We start from the raw sequence: 18,116 nt of genomic DNA, 5'->3' as shown, positions 1-18,116 counted from the left end.
CTATGACATTGCAAGCCAAAAACTGTTCCCCTTAGGAGGAACAGTTTTTGAATATATCTATATGATTTTACTGCACAAATGACTCCAAACGGTCCTCTCTTTAGTACGTAGGCCAGCCTGCCGAATCCCACTTCAAATCACTAATCAGAAGCTTTGGATTTCCACCATCAGTGGCATCATAGGCATGACGTGCAATCACACTGTTGTTATAGACAGATTGTCCACCCGGTCCCTTCCAACGGTCATTCCCTGCATCCAGTATCGTTCCACCGCCATCCATCAGGCTTTTGCCGCTCTTGTCCACATACGGTCCGGTAATACTAGTAGAGCGACCGTAAATAATCTTATAATTACTGTCTACGCCTTTGCAGCAGTTATCAATGGAAGCAAACAGATAATAATAGCCGTCGCGGTATGTAACATGTGGCGCTTCCAAACCACCAGCCGTACGCTTGGCGATAGAATAGATCTGGCCCGTAGGCTTCATCGTATTCTTGTCCAATCGAGTCACTTTTAAGCCTGAATTCCATGAACCAAAGGAAAGCCATGGGTTACCGGAAGCGTCAATGACGAGATTGGGATCAATGGCATTATAATCGTTAGCATCCGTCGTACGCAGCACTAGTCCATCATCTCTCCAGCTCCCCGCGCCAATGCTCGTTGCGGAGGCTAGTCCGATAGCCGAGGTCCGGGCACCAAAAGTAGAAATGGAATAGTACAGCCATACCCGTCCATTGTACTTTTGAGCATCCGGTGCCCATACATCGTTAGTCTTTTGCTTAGGTACATACGTTTTCCACCATGATGGCGGTGACAGGAATATTTGCGGCAATCTGTAAAAATTGCGTCCGTCGTCCGATCTTTGAACCTGTATCCCCTGCCCTGTGGAGAAAATATACCATGCATTGCCTTCCTTCGTAATGGACGGATCATGCACTGCCACATCGCCAGTTAACGCCCAATGCTCTGCGGATGCAGATGGCATCACTGACAGCATTAAAGCAGCCGAGGTTACGGCAGCAAACGCCGTTCGGGTCAATTTACTCTGTACTGATTTTTTCCATGCTTTCAACATTCCTTCGCACCTCCGAATGAGTATCTTATAATGAAATTCAGGTGTCACACCTATTACATTAGTGTTTATACTTATGAAGTTACCCATATATTAACCTATTACATTCAGTTTTGTAAACGCTTTATTTCAAATAAAAAGAAATTCATAAACTACGCATACCGCTATACATATGAGGATTTTGCAAAATGTTGATACAAAAAAGGAGCCTGTAGGCTCCTCTTCAAATTAGCATATTAAATAGATTTTCGTTTTTGTTCAGTTCCGTATATTTAAGCCCCTTGCGGTTCATTCGTTCAATTAAAGGAAGATAGTCTTCCTTGTGGAACAGCTCAATGCCGACCAGAGCTGGTCCATTTTCCTTATCATTCTTTTTCGTATATTCAAACCTAGTAATATCGTCGTCCGGTCCAAGCACATCCTGTAGAAACTCACGCAGTGCCCCAGCTCTTTGTGGGAAATTCACCATAAAATAATGCTTCAGTCCTTCATAAATTAGGGACCGTTCCTTAATCTCCTGCATACGATCTATATCGTTGTTACCACCGCTGACGATACAGACAACCGTTTTGCCTTGAATTTGCTCGCGATACAGATCAAGTGCTGCCACAGGCAGTGAACCCGCAGGCTCCACAACAATCGCATTTTCATTATACAGTTCCAGAATCGCGGTACATGCTTTGCCTTCCGGTACCTTCACAATATCGTCCAAGGTGTGTTTACAAATATCGTATGTCAGCTGACCCACACGCTTCACCGCAGCTCCGTCAACAAACTTGTCTATTTGATCCAGTGTAACGACCTTGCGCAAACGCATCGCTTCCGTCATCGACGCCGCGCCGAGGGGCTCCACGCCAATTACCTTGGTGGACGGACTCACGGTTTTAACATACGTACCTACGCCTGCCGCCAAACCGCCGCCGCCAATCGTTACGAACACATAGTCCATAGGTGTATCTAGGCTCTCCATCACTTCCATCGCAATCGTACCATTGCCCGCAATAATTTTCGGCTGATCGAACGGATGGATGAAGGTCATTGCCTGCTCGCTACACACCTTCATGGCCTCATCATAAGCATCGTCAAACGTGTCTCCGGTCAGAATGACCTCTACACTGTTACCGCCAAAGCGACGAACCTGCTTCACCTTCTGATTAGGCGTTGTACTCGGCATAAATATTTTACCGTGGATACCAAGTGCATTACATGAAAAAGCCACACCTTGCGCATGATTCCCCGCACTCGCACACACGATGCCTTTTTCCATTTGCTCAGGGGTCAAGCTGCGGATCATGTTGTAAGCTCCACGAATTTTAAAGGACCGCACGACTTGGAGATCCTCTCTTTTCAGATACACATTACAGTTATATTTGGCCGATAGGACGGCATCCCTCTGTAAAGGTGTACGCACAATCACCTCACGCAGCATATGATGCGCTCGTACAATATCCTCCATGCCAACGGCTGACGCCATGGCCGGGTCAGTTTTCTGGGTTTCTGTTGGTTCCATAGGTTCTCCACGCTCCGCCTGAATATTTCTGTATTGAGCATTTTGCATAAATCCCAAGAGCGATTTCAAACCAGCAATATATAATCGAAACGGTTTAGTTCGTTTATATATTGTACTTTTGAGCGTTAGGAATCAAATTATGCAAAGTGCTGTATTTGAAATCTTTCAAATATCATACCACGTTTACCCATAGCTTGTGCAGATGATAGTCATGAAAATGAGAATGAAAATCAATCGAATCTAAAAAAAGGCAGACCGGGACACTGCCCGATCAGCCTTTTTTGACGTTGCACATTTCTTGTACTCCATTGCTCTATTTAATACCTTTCCGATTATCCTTTTACTCCGCCTGCCGTCATCCCTTCAATAAAGTAACGCTGGAAGAACAGGAACACGACGAGAATCGGTAAAATAGCCAAAACGGACCCCGCGATCAGCACATCATAATTGTTGCCATATGGCGTCAGCAGACTGGACAGTCCAATTGGCAGTGTCAGCATATCGTTGGTACGCAATACAATCATCGGCCAGAGGAAGTTATTCCAACTGTTCATCGCCTGCAAAATAGCCATTGCTGCAAATGCAGGCGCCATCAAGGGCATCATAATCCGTACGAAAATGCCATATTCTGAACAGCCGTCAACCCGTGCAGCATCCATGAAGTCCTTGGGAACACCACTCAAATATTGACGGAAGAAAAAGATCGGGATCGGCGCGACGACGAATGGTAGAATTACACCCCACACTGTATTAATCAGCTTCATGCCAATCATTAGCTTGTAGAGCGGCAGCATGATAATTTCTACCGGGATCATCATCACGACCAGCACCAGTGTGAAAATCACATTTTTCAATCTAAAACGGTACATCTCCAGACCATAGCCTACCATCGCGGACAATATCAGACATAACACCGTAAACAAGACGGTAATGACAATACTGTTCCAGTACCATTGAAAATAATCCGTCGTCCCCTGAAAGATGAACGCATAGTTTTTCAGGGACATGATGTCCCACTCCAGCTTAAGATTCAAGCCGTAGCGCAACAGCTCCGTCGATGGCTTGAACGAGGCAAGCGTCACGGCAAATAGCGGAAACAGGGCAAACCCGGCAAACAGAATGAACAGGACAACGAGCAATGCGGATAACGAGCCTTTTTGTTTCTGAGCCATCGCTTAATCCTCCTTCCGGAACATGCCGAAAAATTTGAGCTGGATCAGGTTCAGCACGAGTGTAAATACGAGCAATACAATGCCCACCGCAGCTCCGAAGCCCATACTGTTCTGCTCCAGACCTTGGCGATAGAGATAGCCAACAATCGTTAAACCAATATCGTTCGGGGAGTTATTTCCGTTCCACAACATGTAGCTTTCCGTGAACATGGATAACCCCGCATAAATGCTAATCGTAAATACATAGATCGTTACTGGTTTCAGCATAGGAATCGTAATCCGCCAAAATGAATCGAAACGACTGGCTCCATCAATCTGCGCAGCTTCATACAACTCGGGAGGAATGTTCTGGAGTCCCGACATGTAGTACAGCATATTCACACCCAGCCATCTCCATAATGCCAGCACGATCAACGCTAAAAATCCGGTGTTGGCGTTCATCAGCCATTTATACGGCTCCAGACCGAATACCCCCAACAGGGAGTTCATCAGCGAACCATCCAATTCCCCGAACATGAGGCGGAAGATCGTTCCTGCTACCACCACCGAGGTTAGTGCAGGTATAAACATCACGGAGCGAAACAACCCTCTGCCCGGCATTTTAGGCGAATTCAGCAATACTGCCAATACCAGCGGCAGAGGAATCAGCACGACCAGTGTAAGCAGCGTGTACAGGACGCTATTCAATATCGCCTTTCCAAACGTAGGATTGATTAAGTCCTTATAATTTTCCAGTCCAACATAAGTTGTTATCCCTGGCAGGACTTCCTGGAAGCTCATAATGACCGTCGAGATGACCGGATAGGCAAAAAATAACGCAAAGGACAGTAAAAATGGAAGGACAAACACATACGGTGCCGTACGGCTGGAATGAATAAAGCGACTCCATCGGCTTCTGGTCGGACGCTGAGGTTGTGGCGGCTGACCTGTCGGTACATTAGCGTTCGTATGAACGGGCGTTGCCATGAATCTCACTCCCTTTCCTGTTGGGGTCTATCTCAGTTCATCTGCCAGCTCATGTAGCACCGTGGCTGGATCTTCGCCACTCTGCAGTGTCCGATAAAGTATTTTATTGCGCACAGCACTGGCGATATCAGGCGTTTTCGGTCCGATATGCACCGCATTGATTTCATCTTTGACTTCGATGAGCGTGTCAAAAATATTCGTTCCGAAATACTCCGTAAATTTATTCTTGGCTTTGGCTTCCGGCATGGTCCACACTTCACTGCGGATGGGATCAAAACCAAGCTGCTTCCAGATCTCCACATTCCCTTGCTTGGATAGCTTGGCAAAGGCCAGAAAGCGCATCGCCAGATCCTGGTGCTCTGATTGGTTCGTGACTACTGTTCCGGTTCCGCCCATACCCGCTGAGCGAAAACCGCCTTTTTCCCACGCTGGCATGGGTCTGATGATAATTTTACCTTTTAGGTCAGGCATGTAATCCGTAAAACGTCCCATATACCACATCGGCATCCATACCGAAGCGGCCCCACCTTTGTTCATAAATCCGTAGTATTCCTCCATGTGATGCCCGCCGCCCGGTGCGGGAACAGCGATTTTGTCTTTTATCATCTGTTGAAGAAACTCGAGTGTTTTAATATTGGTTTCGTTATCCAACGTCAACTCGCCCTTGTCATCCAGAAAATCTGAATTTTGCTGGGAGATCATCGGCCAATAGCTCCACAGGTCATTCGTTTCCAGGGTCGCCATCGGCTTGCCTGTTTTCGCCAGCACTTGCTTGCCTGCAGCAGCATAGTCTGCCCAGGTGACGATGGAATCCGGGTTTACCCCCGCCTGATCCATAATCTCTTTATTGTAATACATCACTTCGGCCCCAACGTGGAAGTCAATGCCGTAATACTTACCGTCTTTGCCGTAAATCTGTACTCTGGAAGGCACAATGTTATTGATCTCGGGGTCAATCACCGGATTGAGCGGGACCAGCTGCGGTATTCCTTTGAGGAAATTACCGATCTTGTTCACCTCGATATCCGCGATATCCGGCGCTCCCACCCCCGATTGCAGCGCAATCGACAGCTTGCTGTGGTGGTTGTCATAGGGGAATGTATTCGCTTTCAAATTAATCAGTTCATCAGGGTGCTGTTGGTTCCATTGGTCAGCCATTTGCAGAAAAAACTTCTCATGCAGTTCATTGAACGTCCATAATACAAGTTCTGTTCCCGGCCCATCCTTTTCATCGGTCTTGAAAGAACAGCCTTGCAGCAGTCCAGCCATCAAAACCACCGCCATAAGCATCAAAGCCATGCTTTTTCTTTGCAGCAGCATATCCTTCCCCCTTCGCATGATGAAATCCTAATTCATAAATGATTGCGCTTTCTTTTATTATTTAACATCAATACAAATTAGTTTACAACAACATTATTTATAAAATATTTATTTTCAATGCAGATTAGCGTCCCCCTTGCATTATAGGGGGAAAATGAATTGTATGAGGCTATGATGATTTTTGCATAAAAAAACGACCCAATTCCAATTGAAACTCGGAATTGGGTCGCGCTTTTTAAATTATTCTTGCGAATGTGCTGCTTCGTCCTTCACTTCTTCCCGAAATGATCTAATACTTTCTTTACGACGATTATTTTTTTCTTCGATCTGCTTACGCTCCTCGTTGCTGATTTCAGAGGAAAATTCGTTTAGATATCCTTCAGCTTCATGCAGGTTCTGCTGTGTGTTCTGAATACTTTGTTGCAAATGTTCAACATTGTCGGCTCGATTATCTGGTTTTGCCATTCGTTTGTCGCCTCCTAATCATGGGGTCGCTCAGTAGAGCGCTAATCCGTAGCTTGATCGCTATCGAATGATTTTATGCATTCTTGTAGCAATTAATAAAATAGAGTAACTTAGATTACATTATTCAGTTATATTGAAGTTGGAAAAAAGAAAAGGGAGCAACCTGTTATATGGAAACGAGTAAGCTAGACCCGCTAGAAGATATTCCAAAGGGACGATTAGCGACTCTTCTTGAAGTGCTGGGGGTGTCTACAAAGTTAGGTCTAACCTCCTTTGGAGGGCCGGTTGCACATCTAGGGTACTTTCATAATGAGTACATACGCCGTCGAAAGTGGATGGATGAACAAAGTTACGCCGATCTTGTAGCGCTCTGCCAGTTCCTCCCCGGTCCGGCCAGCAGTCAGGTTGGCATTGGAATTGGAGTTGTAAGAGCAGGATTACTTGGCGGATTGTTAGCCTGGATTGGTTTTACACTGCCGTCGCTCCTTCTGTTGGTTGCGTTTGCTTTCCTGCTTCAAGGATACGATATAGCGAGTGCGGGGTGGATTCATGGACTGAAGATCGTAGCAGTAGCGATTGTGGCCCATGCTATTCTGGGGATGGGACAGAAGCTGACGCCTGATCGGGATAGGGCGACAATTGCCGTGATTTCCGCCGTGATTACGTTGTCCTGGCATACAGCTTACAGTCAAATTCTAATCATTGTTGCTGCTGGTGTTATCGGGTTATGGCTTTTTCGAAAGCAAGAGGCGGAGATTACGTCCAATCTTCAAATTGCGATTAGCCGAACTTTTGCGGTCTGCTCCTTGATTGTATTTGTTGCAATGCTTGTGGCACTTCCGCTTCTTAGATCCTCAGAGGAAGTGGGATGGTTAACGCTGTTCGATAGCTTTTTTCGTTCAGGCTCTTTGGTATTTGGTGGGGGACACGTGGTATTGCCGCTTTTGGAGAGGGAAGTTGTTCCAACTGGATGGGTTAGCCGAGAGAATTTCTTGGCTGGTTACGGAGCTACGCAAGCCGTTCCAGGGCCGTTATTCACCTTTGCAGGTTACCTTGGAGCTATCGCCGGGGGAGTACCAGGAGCAGTGGTTGCCACTCTCGCCATTTTCTTACCGGCATTTCTTCTTGTTGTCGGTGCACTCCCGTTTTGGAATGGATTAAGAAACAACCCGAAAATCCAAGGAGCTTTAGTGGGGATTAATGCAGCCGTGGTTGGTATTTTGATGGCTGCGCTGTATGATCCACTTTGGACTACCGCCATCTTGAAACCGATGGATTTTACCCTGGCGATCATTTTGTTTATGATGCTGGTCTTTTGGAAGCTTCCGCCTTGGGTGGTTGTTCTTGCGGGCGCAGCGGGAGGAATATTACTGGGGTAAGTGTAAGCCCAATAGGAGACATGGCGGGCAAAAGCATCCGGGTCAATAGATCCGACCTTCTATGTGCGAGTGAAAAAGCCGACTGCTTGAAAGCAATCGACTCTCTGTAGAGAAACCTTAGCCAGGTCACTCGCCCTATTCCTCACATTTTTAAATTTAGTGCTTATACCTGCTCTCCACTCGGGTTAAAATGCTCCCCAAACCAACGTCCTGCGGCTTCGGCCTCAGTACGGGTCAATTGATGACCATTGCGTTCCCAATACGCATTCACCTGCGCACCAGCACCTTCCAGTAAAGCTTGCAGCTCACGGGATTCCGTGACCGGAACGATCGGGTCATTTTCACCGGAAGACAGAAATACAGGGATACCGTTTAAATCAGGCAAATTCAGCCCACGCAGCGGCACCATCGCATGATGCAGAATAGCTCCACGCAGCGCTTTTGCATCGTGAAAGAGCATACTGGCCGCTATGTTTGCTCCATTGGAATAGCCAAGAGCCACAACGTTGTTACGGTCAAAATCGTATTGCTCCGCAGCTGAATCCACGAATTCGCTCAGCTCCTTGGTACGGAATACAAGATCCTCAATATCGAACACGCCTTCTGCCAAACGGCGAAAGAAACGTGGCATCCCATTTTCCAGCACATTTCCTCTTACGCCTAACACAGACGCTCCCGGTGCTACCATGTCAGCCAATGGAATCAGATCCTGTTCGTTCCCGCCGGTACCATGTAGCAGCAAAATAACCGGGGCTTGCGGATGATTTCCTTTACGAAATACGTGTTTCATATATATTCCCTCCTTCATTTTTGTTCTAAATTAAGATTCTTATTTTTGTGTAATTTGATTATAGCCAACTTCTCTACCTTTTACAAACACAATCAGCCTGATTTAAATCTTTTTTTCTAAAATGATGTATTGTTCCGTTGACATGTATTATAGCTCTATTTTAATATGATATTAGATATTTAGAATATTATCTAAATATCTAAAGGAGGAAATGTATTTTGAACGATGCCTTTAAAGCTTTGGCTGATCCGACCCGGCGTACAATCTTACAGCTTTTAAAGGAGAAAAGTATGAGCGCAGGCGAAGTGGCTGAACATTTTCAAATTAGCAAGCCCAGCATCTCCCACCACCTCAATATCCTGAAGCAGGCTGGGCTGGTGCTGGATGAACGACAGGGGCAAAACATTATCTACACCCTGCATACAACGGTTGTGGCGGATGTCATCGGTTGGATGTTCAGCATCGCCCACTCTGATACCCCTGCGAAAAAAAATAGGAATCATATTAAGGATGGGGAGGAATCTGAATGAAATTTCGAACACCTTGGAGCTTGACGGATGTTTTGACAACTTTGATTGCCTTATCACCCGCCATAGGCGCTATACTGCTGTACGACCGACTTCCCAATGTTCTAGCCTCGCATATTAACTTTAACAATACAGCAGACGGGTATACGAGCAAAAGTGGTTCTATTATCATGCTCGTGTTGTTGGGCCTAGTCCCGCTGGTCATTCGATTGGCTCGCCACATGGACCCCAACAGAGCTAATTATGAGAAATTTTCAAAAGCCTATGAAGTTACGCGTGCAGGTGTTTCTGTAGTTCTCGCTGTAGCTGGATGGGGAATGCTGCTGTATAACCTGAATATACGACTGCAAATGAATGCTATAATTTTAGGGTTAATAGGCCTGATGCTGATGGCGATGGGGAATTATATGACTCAGGTACAGCCGAACTATACGTTCGGTATCCGCACGCCGTGGACTCTGTCTAATCCCGAGGTATGGCGTAAAACGCACCGTTTCGGTGGGCCTATGATGATGCTTGGCGGTGCTTCAGCGTTGGTGGCGGCATGGGTCGGTGGAATGGCGGGAGTAGTCATTTTCCTTACCGTGCTGATCATATCCGTTATCTCTCCTGTACTCTATTCTTACTTGTTGTATCGTAAGCTAAACAAGTAATTAAACAAAGCTACACCTGAACCTAAAAAGGAACCTCCCAAACCGCGATAAACGCAGAATGGGAGGTTCTTTTTACAAGTGAATATTTATTTAAAACAACAGTTTATCGGGATGGGTGCCTACACGCTCATCCAGATGAAGACCATTGATTCGGTCAATATCCTCAGTCGTCAGTTCAAAATCGAACAAATCGGCATTTTCGCGGATACGATGCGCGGTTACCGATTTGGGAATCGTCACAATCCCCCGATCCAGATGCCAACGCAAAATAACCTGCGAAGAGGTTTTACCGTATTTGGCAGCAATCTCAACGATGTCCGCTTGCTCGGTTAATTTCCCCTTCATCAGTGGACTCCACGATTCAAGCTGAATCTGGTGCTCCCGGCAGTATTGATGCAGTTCTTGTTGAGTCAGACGAGGGTGAAGCTCCACTTGGTTGATGACAGGAACCATATTGCTGTCTTTGAGGAGGTCTTCGAGATGGTGAACTTGGAAGTTACTAACTCCGATAGCGCGTACGCTTCCTTCTTCATACAGTCGTTCGAATGCCTTCCAGGTTTCCTTGTACTTATCCTTGCCAGGCCAATGAATGAGATACAGATCAATGATATCCAGACCCAGCCGCTTACGGCTTTCCTCAAAGGCACGCAGTGTTGAATCGTAGCCCTGATCCTGATTCCATAGCTTGGTAGTTACAAACAGATTTTCTCTAGACGTCCCACTATCACGAATGGCTTGTCCAACCAGTTCCTCGTTACCGTAGATCGCCGCTGTATCAATGTGACGGTAACCGACCTCAATAGCTGTTTTGACCGCTTCGTAGACCTCATTGCCTTCCGCCTTGTAAGTACCGAAACCGAGCCAAGGCATCTGAACTCCGTTATTCAGTACAGTTGTATCCGCAATGTTCCCCATGTCTATTCCTCCTGTTCCTGATTATGAATGATCCAACGGGATGATTACAGTTTAGTTGCATCCTGAAAAGCATTCACTTGAAGCGGAGCAGCCAACAATTCTTTAGCCGCGGCAACAAATGCCTGGAAATGGGCAGAATTATTATGGAAATCTACAGCAGCAGCATCTTTCCACTCTTCAACCATCGTAAATGCGTTGGAATCATTCAGATCCTGCATTAACGTGTAGCGTACATTGCCTTCTTCAGCTTGGGATGCGCTGACCAGCCCTTGGGTTTGTTGCAAAAAAGCCTCTCTTTTTTCAGGTAAAACTTTCATATCGGCATGAATAATAATCATATTATGTTCCTCCTCGTATTATGTAACTATTTCTATTATAGACCATTCTTTCGAAAGAATAAAAGTGCGGGCGTTTCTGTAATACAGTAAAATAGATCGTATGGGGGAGAGATCAACTGATCCGTTCCTCCTATATTTTGTTTAACGGCGGTGAAGGCATGTGCGTTTTCAGACAAAACTAATGGTATTTATATCCCTATTAGTACTGGTAGTTACCGGGCTGTTGGGATTATCCTTTCGATATATGATCACCTCCGCTCTATATGATGAAATCGGAGAAAGGGCGCTCACCGTCGCCAATACCCTCGCCGTAGATGCGCAGGTCAGAGACGCTCTGGAGCAGACTGAGACGACGCAATTGCGTTCGCGTATCAACGAGGTCATAAAGCCTGTCCAAGCCAGCAGCGGCGCTGATTTTATTACTATTGCTGATCGTCATCTCATCCGGCAGTGGCATGTAAACCCGGAGCGCATCGGCACGCCTATGATAGACCCCATGAATGATAAGGTACTGCAAGGGCAGTCCTTTATCACTGAATCGACGGGCTCTCTCGGACCGTCAATACGCGCCAAAACAGCCGTTTATGATACGCAAGGTAAGGCCATCGGGCTCGTCTCTGTAGGTTTTTTAATGACAGATGTGCAGCAAAATATTCGTACATACACATATGCATGGCTCTGGTTTATGGTGGGCGCGCTGATGATCGGCATATTGGGAAGCCTGGTTATAGCGCAACGGGTACGCCGCGCACTGCATGGACTGGAGCCAGTGGAGATCGGACGGTTGTACCAGGAAAAGCAAGCCATTATTGAGTCCATCGGCGAAGGGATTATCGCGGTGAATAGTAACGGACAAATCACACTTGCCAATCCACAGGCAGCTCGCTTGATCGGACTCCCGCCGGAAACCTCTATCTACGGATGCGACCTTCGTCACTTGACAGGTGTTCCGGATGTACTGATTGATATGCTTGTTGCCGATTACACAGTAGAGCATTCAACGATGGGGCCAGATCAGGGACAGGACATATGGAATAAGGAAATTGAGGTCCAGCAGCGAATTGTAGTCGTCAGCCGTGTGCCGATCCAGGATCGTTCCGGTCGCATCATGGGCACGGTTGCCAGTCTGCGTGACAAGACCGAACTGCTCCACATGACACAACAGTTGACAGAGGTCAAAGATTACGCGGAAGTACTGCGATCACAAACACACGAATACGCCAATCGGCTGTATCTCATATCCGGCCTGATTCAGTTGGAGTGTTATGACGAAGCGGTGGACTTTATCACCCAGGAATCAGAGGAATATCGTGTACACAGGCCGATTGGCACAGCTCTCCTAACCGATTCAATCATCGCCAGCCTACTGATCGGTAAGAAGAAACAGGCGCTGGAAAAAGGGGTTTTACTCCATTCTGATATTAAAGGAGCATTCTCAACCCAGTCCCCTACGTTGGAGTGGTCCTTTCTCGCTTCCATAGCCGGAAACCTGCTGGACAATGCCATGGAAGCTGTTGCGATGTCCTCCATCTCTGACGGACAGGTCTGGTTCCGGCTTGAAGAAACGACTGAAGCCATCATCATCGAAGTTGCGGATAACGGATCGGGAATTTCGGACGATATCCAAGAAAAGTTGTTTGTCAGAGGAGCTTCGACCAAAGCAGAAGCAGGACATGGATATGGCCTTGCTCTCGTGCTAGAGTACACTGAACGAATGGGCGGCTCTATAGAAGTGCACAAACGTCCTGGTGGAGGAAGTATTTTTGAGGTATACATTCCTTTAATTAGGACAGATACGAGTAATGATGCAAAAGGAGGTTATGCCCATGAATGAGCGGGTTTTATCGGACATTGAGGTTCTTATTATTGAAGACGATCCGCGAATTGCGGAGATTAACCGCCGATTTATTGAAAAGGTGGATGGGTTCACCGTATGTGCAATCGCGACGAACGAATTTGAGGCAAAACTTCAACTGGACGTGCTCCGTCCTCCTCTAGTCGTGCTGGATGTTTATTTTCCCGATACGGATGGTCTAACCCTGCTATCGTTCATCAAGCAACACTATCCGGGTACAGATGTTATTATGCTGACTGCCGCCAAAGAAGCTGAAACAGTGGTACAAGCCGTTCGAGCAGGCGTGTTTGATTTTATCGTAAAGCCGCTTATATTCGAGAGATTGCGTGCGACCTTGGAGGAATATGCCCGGTTTCGGCGACAAATCACAACATGGCAAGAGGAACAATCCACAGTCGAGCAATCTGAAATTGACAGTTTGCTTCAAAGCGCGGGCACCGGTCGGATGGCGGGGAACGGAGTCGGAGAACTATGGGCCAAAGGCATCGATAAAGTAACTTGCGACAAAGTGCTAGATCTCCTGAATCGACTGGGTGAGGTGACTACAGGTACAGTGGGAATCGAGCTGGGTATGAGCCGTTCTACAGCCAGAAGGTATCTGGAGTATTTAGTGGAAAGTGGCGACGCGCACCACGATCAGGTGTACGGAACCGTCGGCAGACCGGAGCGTATCTATCGCCGACAGCGGAGGGATGCATAAACCGTCCAACTCTGATGTCCTGGTACTCCCCCTCCTCCTATTCATAATTTTATTGAATTTAATTCACTTAATCGATCAAAACGGTTTAAATAACCACATTATTTACGTCCTCCTTCCCGATTGCTAGAATGATCAACAGTTAGTTGATTGATAATGATTATCAGTTTCTCTGATAATCATACTGGAACGGGGGATAACATATGGCAACACCGAAACAACCACTGCGCACAGGTATGCTGCTTGCAGCGGTCCTGGCACTACTGACGGTCATTATGGCGGGATGTGGAAGCCAGTCACAAGATAACAGCGCAGTAGCACCTCAAGCAACAGGCGACACTCGAATGATTAAACATGAGATGGGAGAAACCAAAGTTTCAGGTACACCCAAAAGAATCGTAACCCTGGAATTCTCTTTTGTCGATGCCACAACCCAACTGGGCGTAACTCCTGTCGGTATAGCTCAGGAAAATGACGATGATATTGATGGGCTGCTCGGCAAGAAAATCGACTTCACACCAGTAGGCACACGCAAACAGCCAAACCTGGAAACGATCAGCTCCTTGAAGCCGGATTTGATTATTGCTGATCTGAATCGTCATAAAAGCATATACAAAGAACTTAGTGAGATTGCTCCGACCATTGTTCTAAAGAGCCGCAATTCCTCCTATGAACAAAACTTGGCATCCTTCGGTGTCATCGCCGATGCGTTGGGTGAGAAGGAAAAAGGCGAGCAAATTCTCGCTACGCATAAAGCTACAATGGAAAAGTTGAAAGAAGGCATCAAAGCTGGTGAGCCACGCAGCGTATTGCTAGGGGTATTCCGTTCTGATTCACTATCGGCTCACGGCGCTTCATCCTTTGATGGACAACTACTGGAGCAAGCGGGTATCCACAATGCCCTTCAAAATACAAGCGAGCCTACCGTCAAGCTGACGCTGGAGCAAATTTCACAAGCGGATCCTGATGTGATCTTTTTGGTGGAAGCCGATGAGAAGCTGATTGCGGAATGGAAGCAAAACCCGCTTTGGCAAAACATTACGGCCGTCAAAAAAGGGGAAGTTTACGAAGTAAACCGGGCACTGTGGACCCGGTACCGTGGGCTCGGCTCAGCCGAAAAAATACTGGAGCAAGCCATTTCGCTTCTGTATCCCGCGCAAAGTAAAGGAGACGGCTCCCGTTGATCGGACAAGCCTCACGCGACCGGCTGAATAAGCCGGTCTTCTTTGCACTTATCGCTGCGTTGCTGGCTGGATTGCTGCTTAGCGTGGCGATTGGCCCAGTCAGGATGGACATCCCCACCATGCTGACTGCGCTGTTCACTGAGCATCCGTCTAAGGATCAGCTCATTGTCTTGACGGTACGCCTACCGCGTGCCGTTATTGGCCTAATCGTCGGGGCCGGGCTTGCCGTGGCTGGAGCCCTGATGCAGGCCATCACACGCAACCCGCTGGCTTCGCCGCAGGTATTCGGGGTCAGCTCAGGCGCTTCGCTGGCTGTCGTGCTGTCCGTCGTGCTGCTGCCGAATATCGGATCGTCCGGCAGCATTTATTTTGCTTTTGCCGGGGCCATCGCAGGCGGTTCCTTCGTATATGCGCTGGCCGGAACGGCGGGCATGACGCCGGTCAAGCTGGCCCTTGCCGGGATGGCCGTGCATCTGCTGCTGGCCTCCATCACCCAGGGACTGCTCGTGTTCAACGAGCAAATATCCGATGTGCTATATTGGCTCGCCGGAGCCATCGACGGGTCCACTTGGGCCGACACGCGTCTGGTGCTACCATGGTTCGCCGTGGGTATGATTCTTGCGCTAGCGCTGGCCCCCTCGCTATCTGTGCTGAGCCTCGGGACGGAGGTCGCACAGGGATTGGGACAAAACGTACGTCTTGTCCGTCTACTGGCCTCGGCCTCAGTGATTATGCTGGCAGGCTCTGCCATAGCGGTAGCCGGTTCCATCGGCTTTGTGGGCTTGATGGTACCGAATATCATCAAGATGTTTACAGGCGACAATTACAAGCGGGTCATTCCCCTGTCTGCAATCTGCGGAGCTCTGCTGCTGACCTATGCGGACGTGCTTGGACGATTTATTGCATTTCCTTATGAATCACCCGTTGGCATTGTAACCGCGCTGGTGGGTGCGCCCTTCTTTTTATATCTGGCGCATAAGAACGGGAGGGCTTCACGATGAAAAAACTGTGGATTTTACTCGCGCTCATGCTGGGTGTTGCTTTTATAGCTATAGGCGTGGGCAGCACCTACATTACGCCCTCTGAGCTGATCAAGGCTCTGACGGACCGGAGTGCCTCTTCCTGGTTCATCGTTCATCATTATCGGCTGCCACGCGGTCTGCTGGCCATCATGGCCGGAGCTGGGCTGGCAGTAGCCGGTGTTCTGCTGCAAGGCATGATCCGCAACCCGCTAGCCTCGCCAGATGTGGTAGGTGTATCCAAGGGGGCCGGCTTTGCGGCGGTTCTCGTCATCGTGCTGCTGCCCTCATCCCCAGTGGCACTGCTGCCTGTAGCCGCCTTTGTCGGGGCTGGGCTAGCTGCACTGTTGCTCGTACAGCTTTCGATGAAGGGAGGCATGCGTCCCAATATGCTAGCCTTGACCGGACTGGCGGTGGGCGCTATTTTTCAGGCTGCGACCGATTATATACTGGTCAAGTATCCACTCGAAGCCAGCGACACGCTCACTTGGCTAGCTGGAAGTCTGTGGGGCAAAGGCTGGGACGAAGTGTATGGGCTACTGCCGTGGTTAATCGTGTTGCTGCCTCTCGCCTATACCCTACAGCGCAAGCTGGACATTATGAGCCTAGATGAGGAAAGCTCTGCTGGGCTGGGACTTAGCGTGAAGCGTGTGCGTACAGGACTGCTAGCCGTGTCAGTCGCCTTGGCTGCCTCCTGTGTCGCTGCCATCGGCTCCATCGGATTTATTGGACTGCTGGCACCGCATCTGGCACGGCGGTTATTTGGCAATCGCCACCGCTATCTATTGCCCGGTTCGGCGATGATCGGCGCCCTGATTCTCGTCCTTGCTGACGCGCTGGGACGAGGTCTGAAGCCGCCGCTCGAAATTCCCGCTGGCATCGTGACAGCCGTCATTGGCGCGCCATATTTTTTGTATCTATTGCTTCGGGAACGCAAACAAAAAGACAGCGGATAGGATGAGGATAAGAAGTTGCGCAGCGCAGCTAAACGCAGTACTATACCCTAGCGTTTAGCAGCGCTACCTGTACACCGATACGCCGATTAACTTCTTTTCTAAACGATTCATCATGCAGTAGCCTCTTTTTAAAATCATTTATCATTTCGGGAAAGCTGGCATTTGTGCTTGGGTCCAAATCGTTAAAAAAGACAGCTAGCTCTGTCGTATGCCCTTCCTTATCTGTCGCATACATGGCCAGTGTCAAAACATAAGCCGTGGAGCCACCTTTTTGCCCAGTATGTTTAAGGGATTGCTGGTTTTCAGGAAGAACCATAAATGGTTCCTCCAAGACCTCGGACAATAACTTTTGCTCAGCTTTTGTGAACCCTTGACGACGATTCAGCTTACTCATTAAAGAGGCATACTCGGCTGTCGTTGATGCTATAAAGCGATCCGTATTGATACGATCATAATCCTGATCATACCAAGTCGTAATATCTGCGTTTCTCTTGTAAGAACCACTCACATCACGGCGCAGCTTGTTATGAATCACGCGGGCATATCGGCGAAATTCCGTATCAGACATCGCCTGAATGGCTTCTTTGGCAGAAATATTATTCTTTGTATTATTCCAATTCTCACCTTGTCTCTCCCTCATCCATTCGTAGGGAATCAAAATGGAGGATACAAACGGATAAATGGGATCATGATTTTGCAGCCCCATTTTGGCTCTCGTCCGATTGATCGCATCCACCCCCAGTTTGTCCATTAAATACTCCGCATTGGCGTTGGAACTGAATTGAATCATCCCCTTGGCGACGTCTCGTACAGATACAGTTTCATTCTGTATCCGCCCTTTAGCCTCCATATTCTGTAGCCACGCCGTATGAGCACCCCCATCCAAACCCGGCAAATAAAACCTTTCCAGCGAAATCAGCTTCACTCTCCCGTCCGGGTTAATCTTACCCACCACCGCTTGCTTGGCATATTCGATCGCAATGATTGTTTTGACGGTGCTCGCCAAAGGCATCATCCGGTTTTCCTCTTGACCTGCCAGCTTTTTTCCATCTCTCAGAATCGTAATCGAAACTTTTTCTGCATTCGCCTCCACAAAATGAAGTAAACGGCGGGCAGCATCCTGTTCCTTCGTTTCTTCCTTAACGTCAGCTGCAATCGCAGTTGTGGGCCGGACGGTATTCGGGGGATTAGCCACTTGATTCTGCATGAAAGATAGTAAGCCTGCCGCTACACCCATAACGATGAGCACTGTAGCCAAACTAGTTGCTACCACGATAAGGCGCTTTCGTTTCACTATT

18 protein-coding genes are annotated in these 18,116 nt (G+C 48.0%); 8 read left to right on the top strand and 10 right to left on the bottom strand.

From position 1 onward, the window contains the following. Window positions 1-100: 100 nt before the first annotated feature. The 6 genes from MHI21_RS04445 to tlp all read right to left on the bottom strand — a co-directional run bounded on the left by MHI21_RS04445 (window position 101) and on the right by tlp (window position 6,505). Window positions 101-1,075 (bottom strand): glycoside hydrolase family 43 protein, encoded by a 975-nt coding sequence (locus MHI21_RS04445; protein ID WP_013308827.1) that lies wholly within the window; start codon window positions 1,073-1,075, stop codon window positions 101-103. Window positions 1,076-1,295: 220 nt separating this feature from the next. Beyond that, a complete protein-coding gene (gene ilvA / locus MHI21_RS04440; RefSeq protein WP_061830889.1) occupies window positions 1,296-2,582 on the bottom strand; it encodes a threonine ammonia-lyase IlvA in 1,287 nt (428 codons plus the stop codon). Between the two features lie 332 nt (window positions 2,583-2,914). Then, a complete protein-coding gene (locus MHI21_RS04435) occupies window positions 2,915-3,754 on the bottom strand; it encodes a carbohydrate ABC transporter permease (protein ID WP_029517136.1) in 840 nt (279 codons plus the stop codon). Window positions 3,755-3,757: 3 nt separating this feature from the next. Further along, entirely contained in the window at window positions 3,758-4,720 is a 963-nt protein-coding gene (locus tag MHI21_RS04430) for a sugar ABC transporter permease (protein WP_023987071.1), read from the bottom strand. A gap of 27 nt (window positions 4,721-4,747) precedes the next feature. Next, complete coding sequence (locus MHI21_RS04425; protein ID WP_342419511.1) at window positions 4,748-6,040, bottom strand: ABC transporter substrate-binding protein; 1,293 nt, start codon at window positions 6,038-6,040, stop codon at window positions 4,748-4,750. 240 nt (window positions 6,041-6,280) lie between these two features. After that, window positions 6,281-6,505 carry a small acid-soluble spore protein Tlp gene (tlp, locus tag MHI21_RS04420; RefSeq protein WP_013308822.1) on the bottom strand — a complete coding sequence of 75 codons (225 nt, stop codon included), beginning with the start codon at window positions 6,503-6,505 and terminating at the stop codon, window positions 6,281-6,283. A 170-nt stretch (window positions 6,506-6,675) separates the two neighbouring features. Between tlp and MHI21_RS04415 the strand changes: the two genes are divergently transcribed. Continuing rightward, entirely contained in the window at window positions 6,676-7,884 is a 1,209-nt protein-coding gene (locus MHI21_RS04415; protein WP_341162245.1) for a chromate transporter, read from the top strand. 163 nt (window positions 7,885-8,047) lie between these two features. Here MHI21_RS04415 and MHI21_RS04410 read toward each other — a convergent pair whose 3' ends face one another. Next, on the bottom strand, window positions 8,048-8,674 hold the full coding sequence (locus MHI21_RS04410) for an alpha/beta hydrolase (RefSeq protein WP_342419510.1): 627 nt from the start codon (window positions 8,672-8,674) through the stop codon (window positions 8,048-8,050). A 218-nt stretch (window positions 8,675-8,892) separates the two neighbouring features. Here MHI21_RS04410 and MHI21_RS04405 point away from each other — a divergent pair, with 218 nt between their 5' ends. Next, window positions 8,893-9,204 (top strand): autorepressor SdpR family transcription factor, encoded by a 312-nt coding sequence (locus MHI21_RS04405; RefSeq protein WP_025676831.1) that lies wholly within the window; start codon window positions 8,893-8,895, stop codon window positions 9,202-9,204. After that, the gene (locus MHI21_RS04400) at window positions 9,201-9,854 is read left to right on the top strand and encodes an SdpI family protein (RefSeq protein WP_069012871.1); all 654 of its coding nucleotides are present in this window, start codon (window positions 9,201-9,203) and stop codon (window positions 9,852-9,854) included. The genes MHI21_RS04405 and MHI21_RS04400 overlap by 4 nt, the downstream gene beginning before the upstream one ends. Before the next feature lie 90 nt (window positions 9,855-9,944). Here MHI21_RS04400 and MHI21_RS04395 read toward each other — a convergent pair whose 3' ends face one another. Both MHI21_RS04395 and MHI21_RS04390 read right to left on the bottom strand, forming a co-directional pair. Next, a complete protein-coding gene (locus MHI21_RS04395; RefSeq protein ID WP_342419509.1) occupies window positions 9,945-10,769 on the bottom strand; it encodes an aldo/keto reductase in 825 nt (274 codons plus the stop codon). A 44-nt stretch (window positions 10,770-10,813) separates the two neighbouring features. Continuing rightward, window positions 10,814-11,107, bottom strand: coding sequence for a putative quinol monooxygenase (locus MHI21_RS04390; protein WP_069012869.1), 294 nt, complete (start codon window positions 11,105-11,107; stop codon window positions 10,814-10,816). Between the two features lie 160 nt (window positions 11,108-11,267). Between MHI21_RS04390 and MHI21_RS04385 the strand changes: the two genes are divergently transcribed. From MHI21_RS04385 to MHI21_RS04365, 5 genes are all read left to right on the top strand, one after another. Then, window positions 11,268-12,941, top strand: a complete 1,674-nt coding sequence (locus MHI21_RS04385; protein ID WP_342419508.1) for a sensor histidine kinase — start codon at window positions 11,268-11,270, stop codon at window positions 12,939-12,941. Then, on the top strand, window positions 12,934-13,662 hold the full coding sequence (locus MHI21_RS04380; RefSeq protein WP_342419507.1) for a response regulator: 729 nt from the start codon (window positions 12,934-12,936) through the stop codon (window positions 13,660-13,662). Before MHI21_RS04385 ends, MHI21_RS04380 begins: the two co-directional genes overlap by 8 nt. A gap of 200 nt (window positions 13,663-13,862) precedes the next feature. Continuing rightward, window positions 13,863-14,843: a helical backbone metal receptor gene (locus tag MHI21_RS04375; RefSeq protein ID WP_342419506.1), complete on the top strand. Its 981-nt coding sequence runs from the start codon at window positions 13,863-13,865 to the stop codon at window positions 14,841-14,843. Continuing rightward, window positions 14,840-15,844: an iron ABC transporter permease gene (locus tag MHI21_RS04370; RefSeq protein WP_069012865.1), complete on the top strand. Its 1,005-nt coding sequence runs from the start codon at window positions 14,840-14,842 to the stop codon at window positions 15,842-15,844. The genes MHI21_RS04375 and MHI21_RS04370 overlap by 4 nt, the downstream gene beginning before the upstream one ends. Continuing rightward, on the top strand, window positions 15,841-16,818 hold the full coding sequence (locus MHI21_RS04365) for an iron chelate uptake ABC transporter family permease subunit (RefSeq protein WP_069291126.1): 978 nt from the start codon (window positions 15,841-15,843) through the stop codon (window positions 16,816-16,818). The genes MHI21_RS04370 and MHI21_RS04365 overlap by 4 nt, the downstream gene beginning before the upstream one ends. Window positions 16,819-16,858: 40 nt before the next feature. Here the strand turns inward: MHI21_RS04365 and MHI21_RS04360 are convergent, their stop codons facing one another. After that, window positions 16,859-18,112: a serine hydrolase gene (locus tag MHI21_RS04360; RefSeq protein WP_342419505.1), complete on the bottom strand. Its 1,254-nt coding sequence runs from the start codon at window positions 18,110-18,112 to the stop codon at window positions 16,859-16,861. Window positions 18,113-18,116: the final 4 nt, after the last annotated feature.

This window comes from Paenibacillus sp. FSL H8-0168 (assembly GCF_038592955.1).
GTDB classification, from domain to species: Bacteria; Bacillota; Bacilli; order Paenibacillales; family Paenibacillaceae; genus Paenibacillus; species Paenibacillus polymyxa_B.
Note: the sequence above shows the minus strand (reverse complement) of the source record. Positions and strands in the feature narration are given on the sequence as shown.

Coding starts and splice junctions, on each gene's coding strand:
- ilvA (WP_061830889.1), bottom strand. CDS start 2,582: ATGGAACCAACAGAAACCCAGAAAACTGACCCGGCCATGGCGTCAGCC.
- MHI21_RS04400 (WP_069012871.1), top strand. CDS start 9,201: ATGAAATTTCGAACACCTTGGAGCTTGACGGATGTTTTGACAACTTTG.
- MHI21_RS04410 (WP_342419510.1), bottom strand. CDS start 8,674: ATGAAACACGTATTTCGTAAAGGAAATCATCCGCAAGCCCCGGTTATT.
- MHI21_RS04445 (WP_013308827.1), bottom strand. CDS start 1,075: ATGTTGAAAGCATGGAAAAAATCAGTACAGAGTAAATTGACCCGAACG.
- MHI21_RS04390 (WP_069012869.1), bottom strand. CDS start 11,107: ATGATTATTATTCATGCCGATATGAAAGTTTTACCTGAAAAAAGAGAG.
- MHI21_RS04375 (WP_342419506.1), top strand. CDS start 13,863: ATGGCAACACCGAAACAACCACTGCGCACAGGTATGCTGCTTGCAGCG.
- MHI21_RS04365 (WP_069291126.1), top strand. CDS start 15,841: ATGAAAAAACTGTGGATTTTACTCGCGCTCATGCTGGGTGTTGCTTTT.
- MHI21_RS04425 (WP_342419511.1), bottom strand. CDS start 6,040: ATGCTGCTGCAAAGAAAAAGCATGGCTTTGATGCTTATGGCGGTGGTT.
- MHI21_RS04435 (WP_029517136.1), bottom strand. CDS start 3,754: ATGGCTCAGAAACAAAAAGGCTCGTTATCCGCATTGCTCGTTGTCCTG.
- tlp (WP_013308822.1), bottom strand. CDS start 6,505: ATGGCAAAACCAGATAATCGAGCCGACAATGTTGAACATTTGCAACAA.
- MHI21_RS04415 (WP_341162245.1), top strand. CDS start 6,676: ATGGAAACGAGTAAGCTAGACCCGCTAGAAGATATTCCAAAGGGACGA.
- MHI21_RS04395 (WP_342419509.1), bottom strand. CDS start 10,769: ATGGGGAACATTGCGGATACAACTGTACTGAATAACGGAGTTCAGATG.
- MHI21_RS04380 (WP_342419507.1), top strand. CDS start 12,934: ATGAATGAGCGGGTTTTATCGGACATTGAGGTTCTTATTATTGAAGAC.
- MHI21_RS04430 (WP_023987071.1), bottom strand. CDS start 4,720: ATGGCAACGCCCGTTCATACGAACGCTAATGTACCGACAGGTCAGCCG.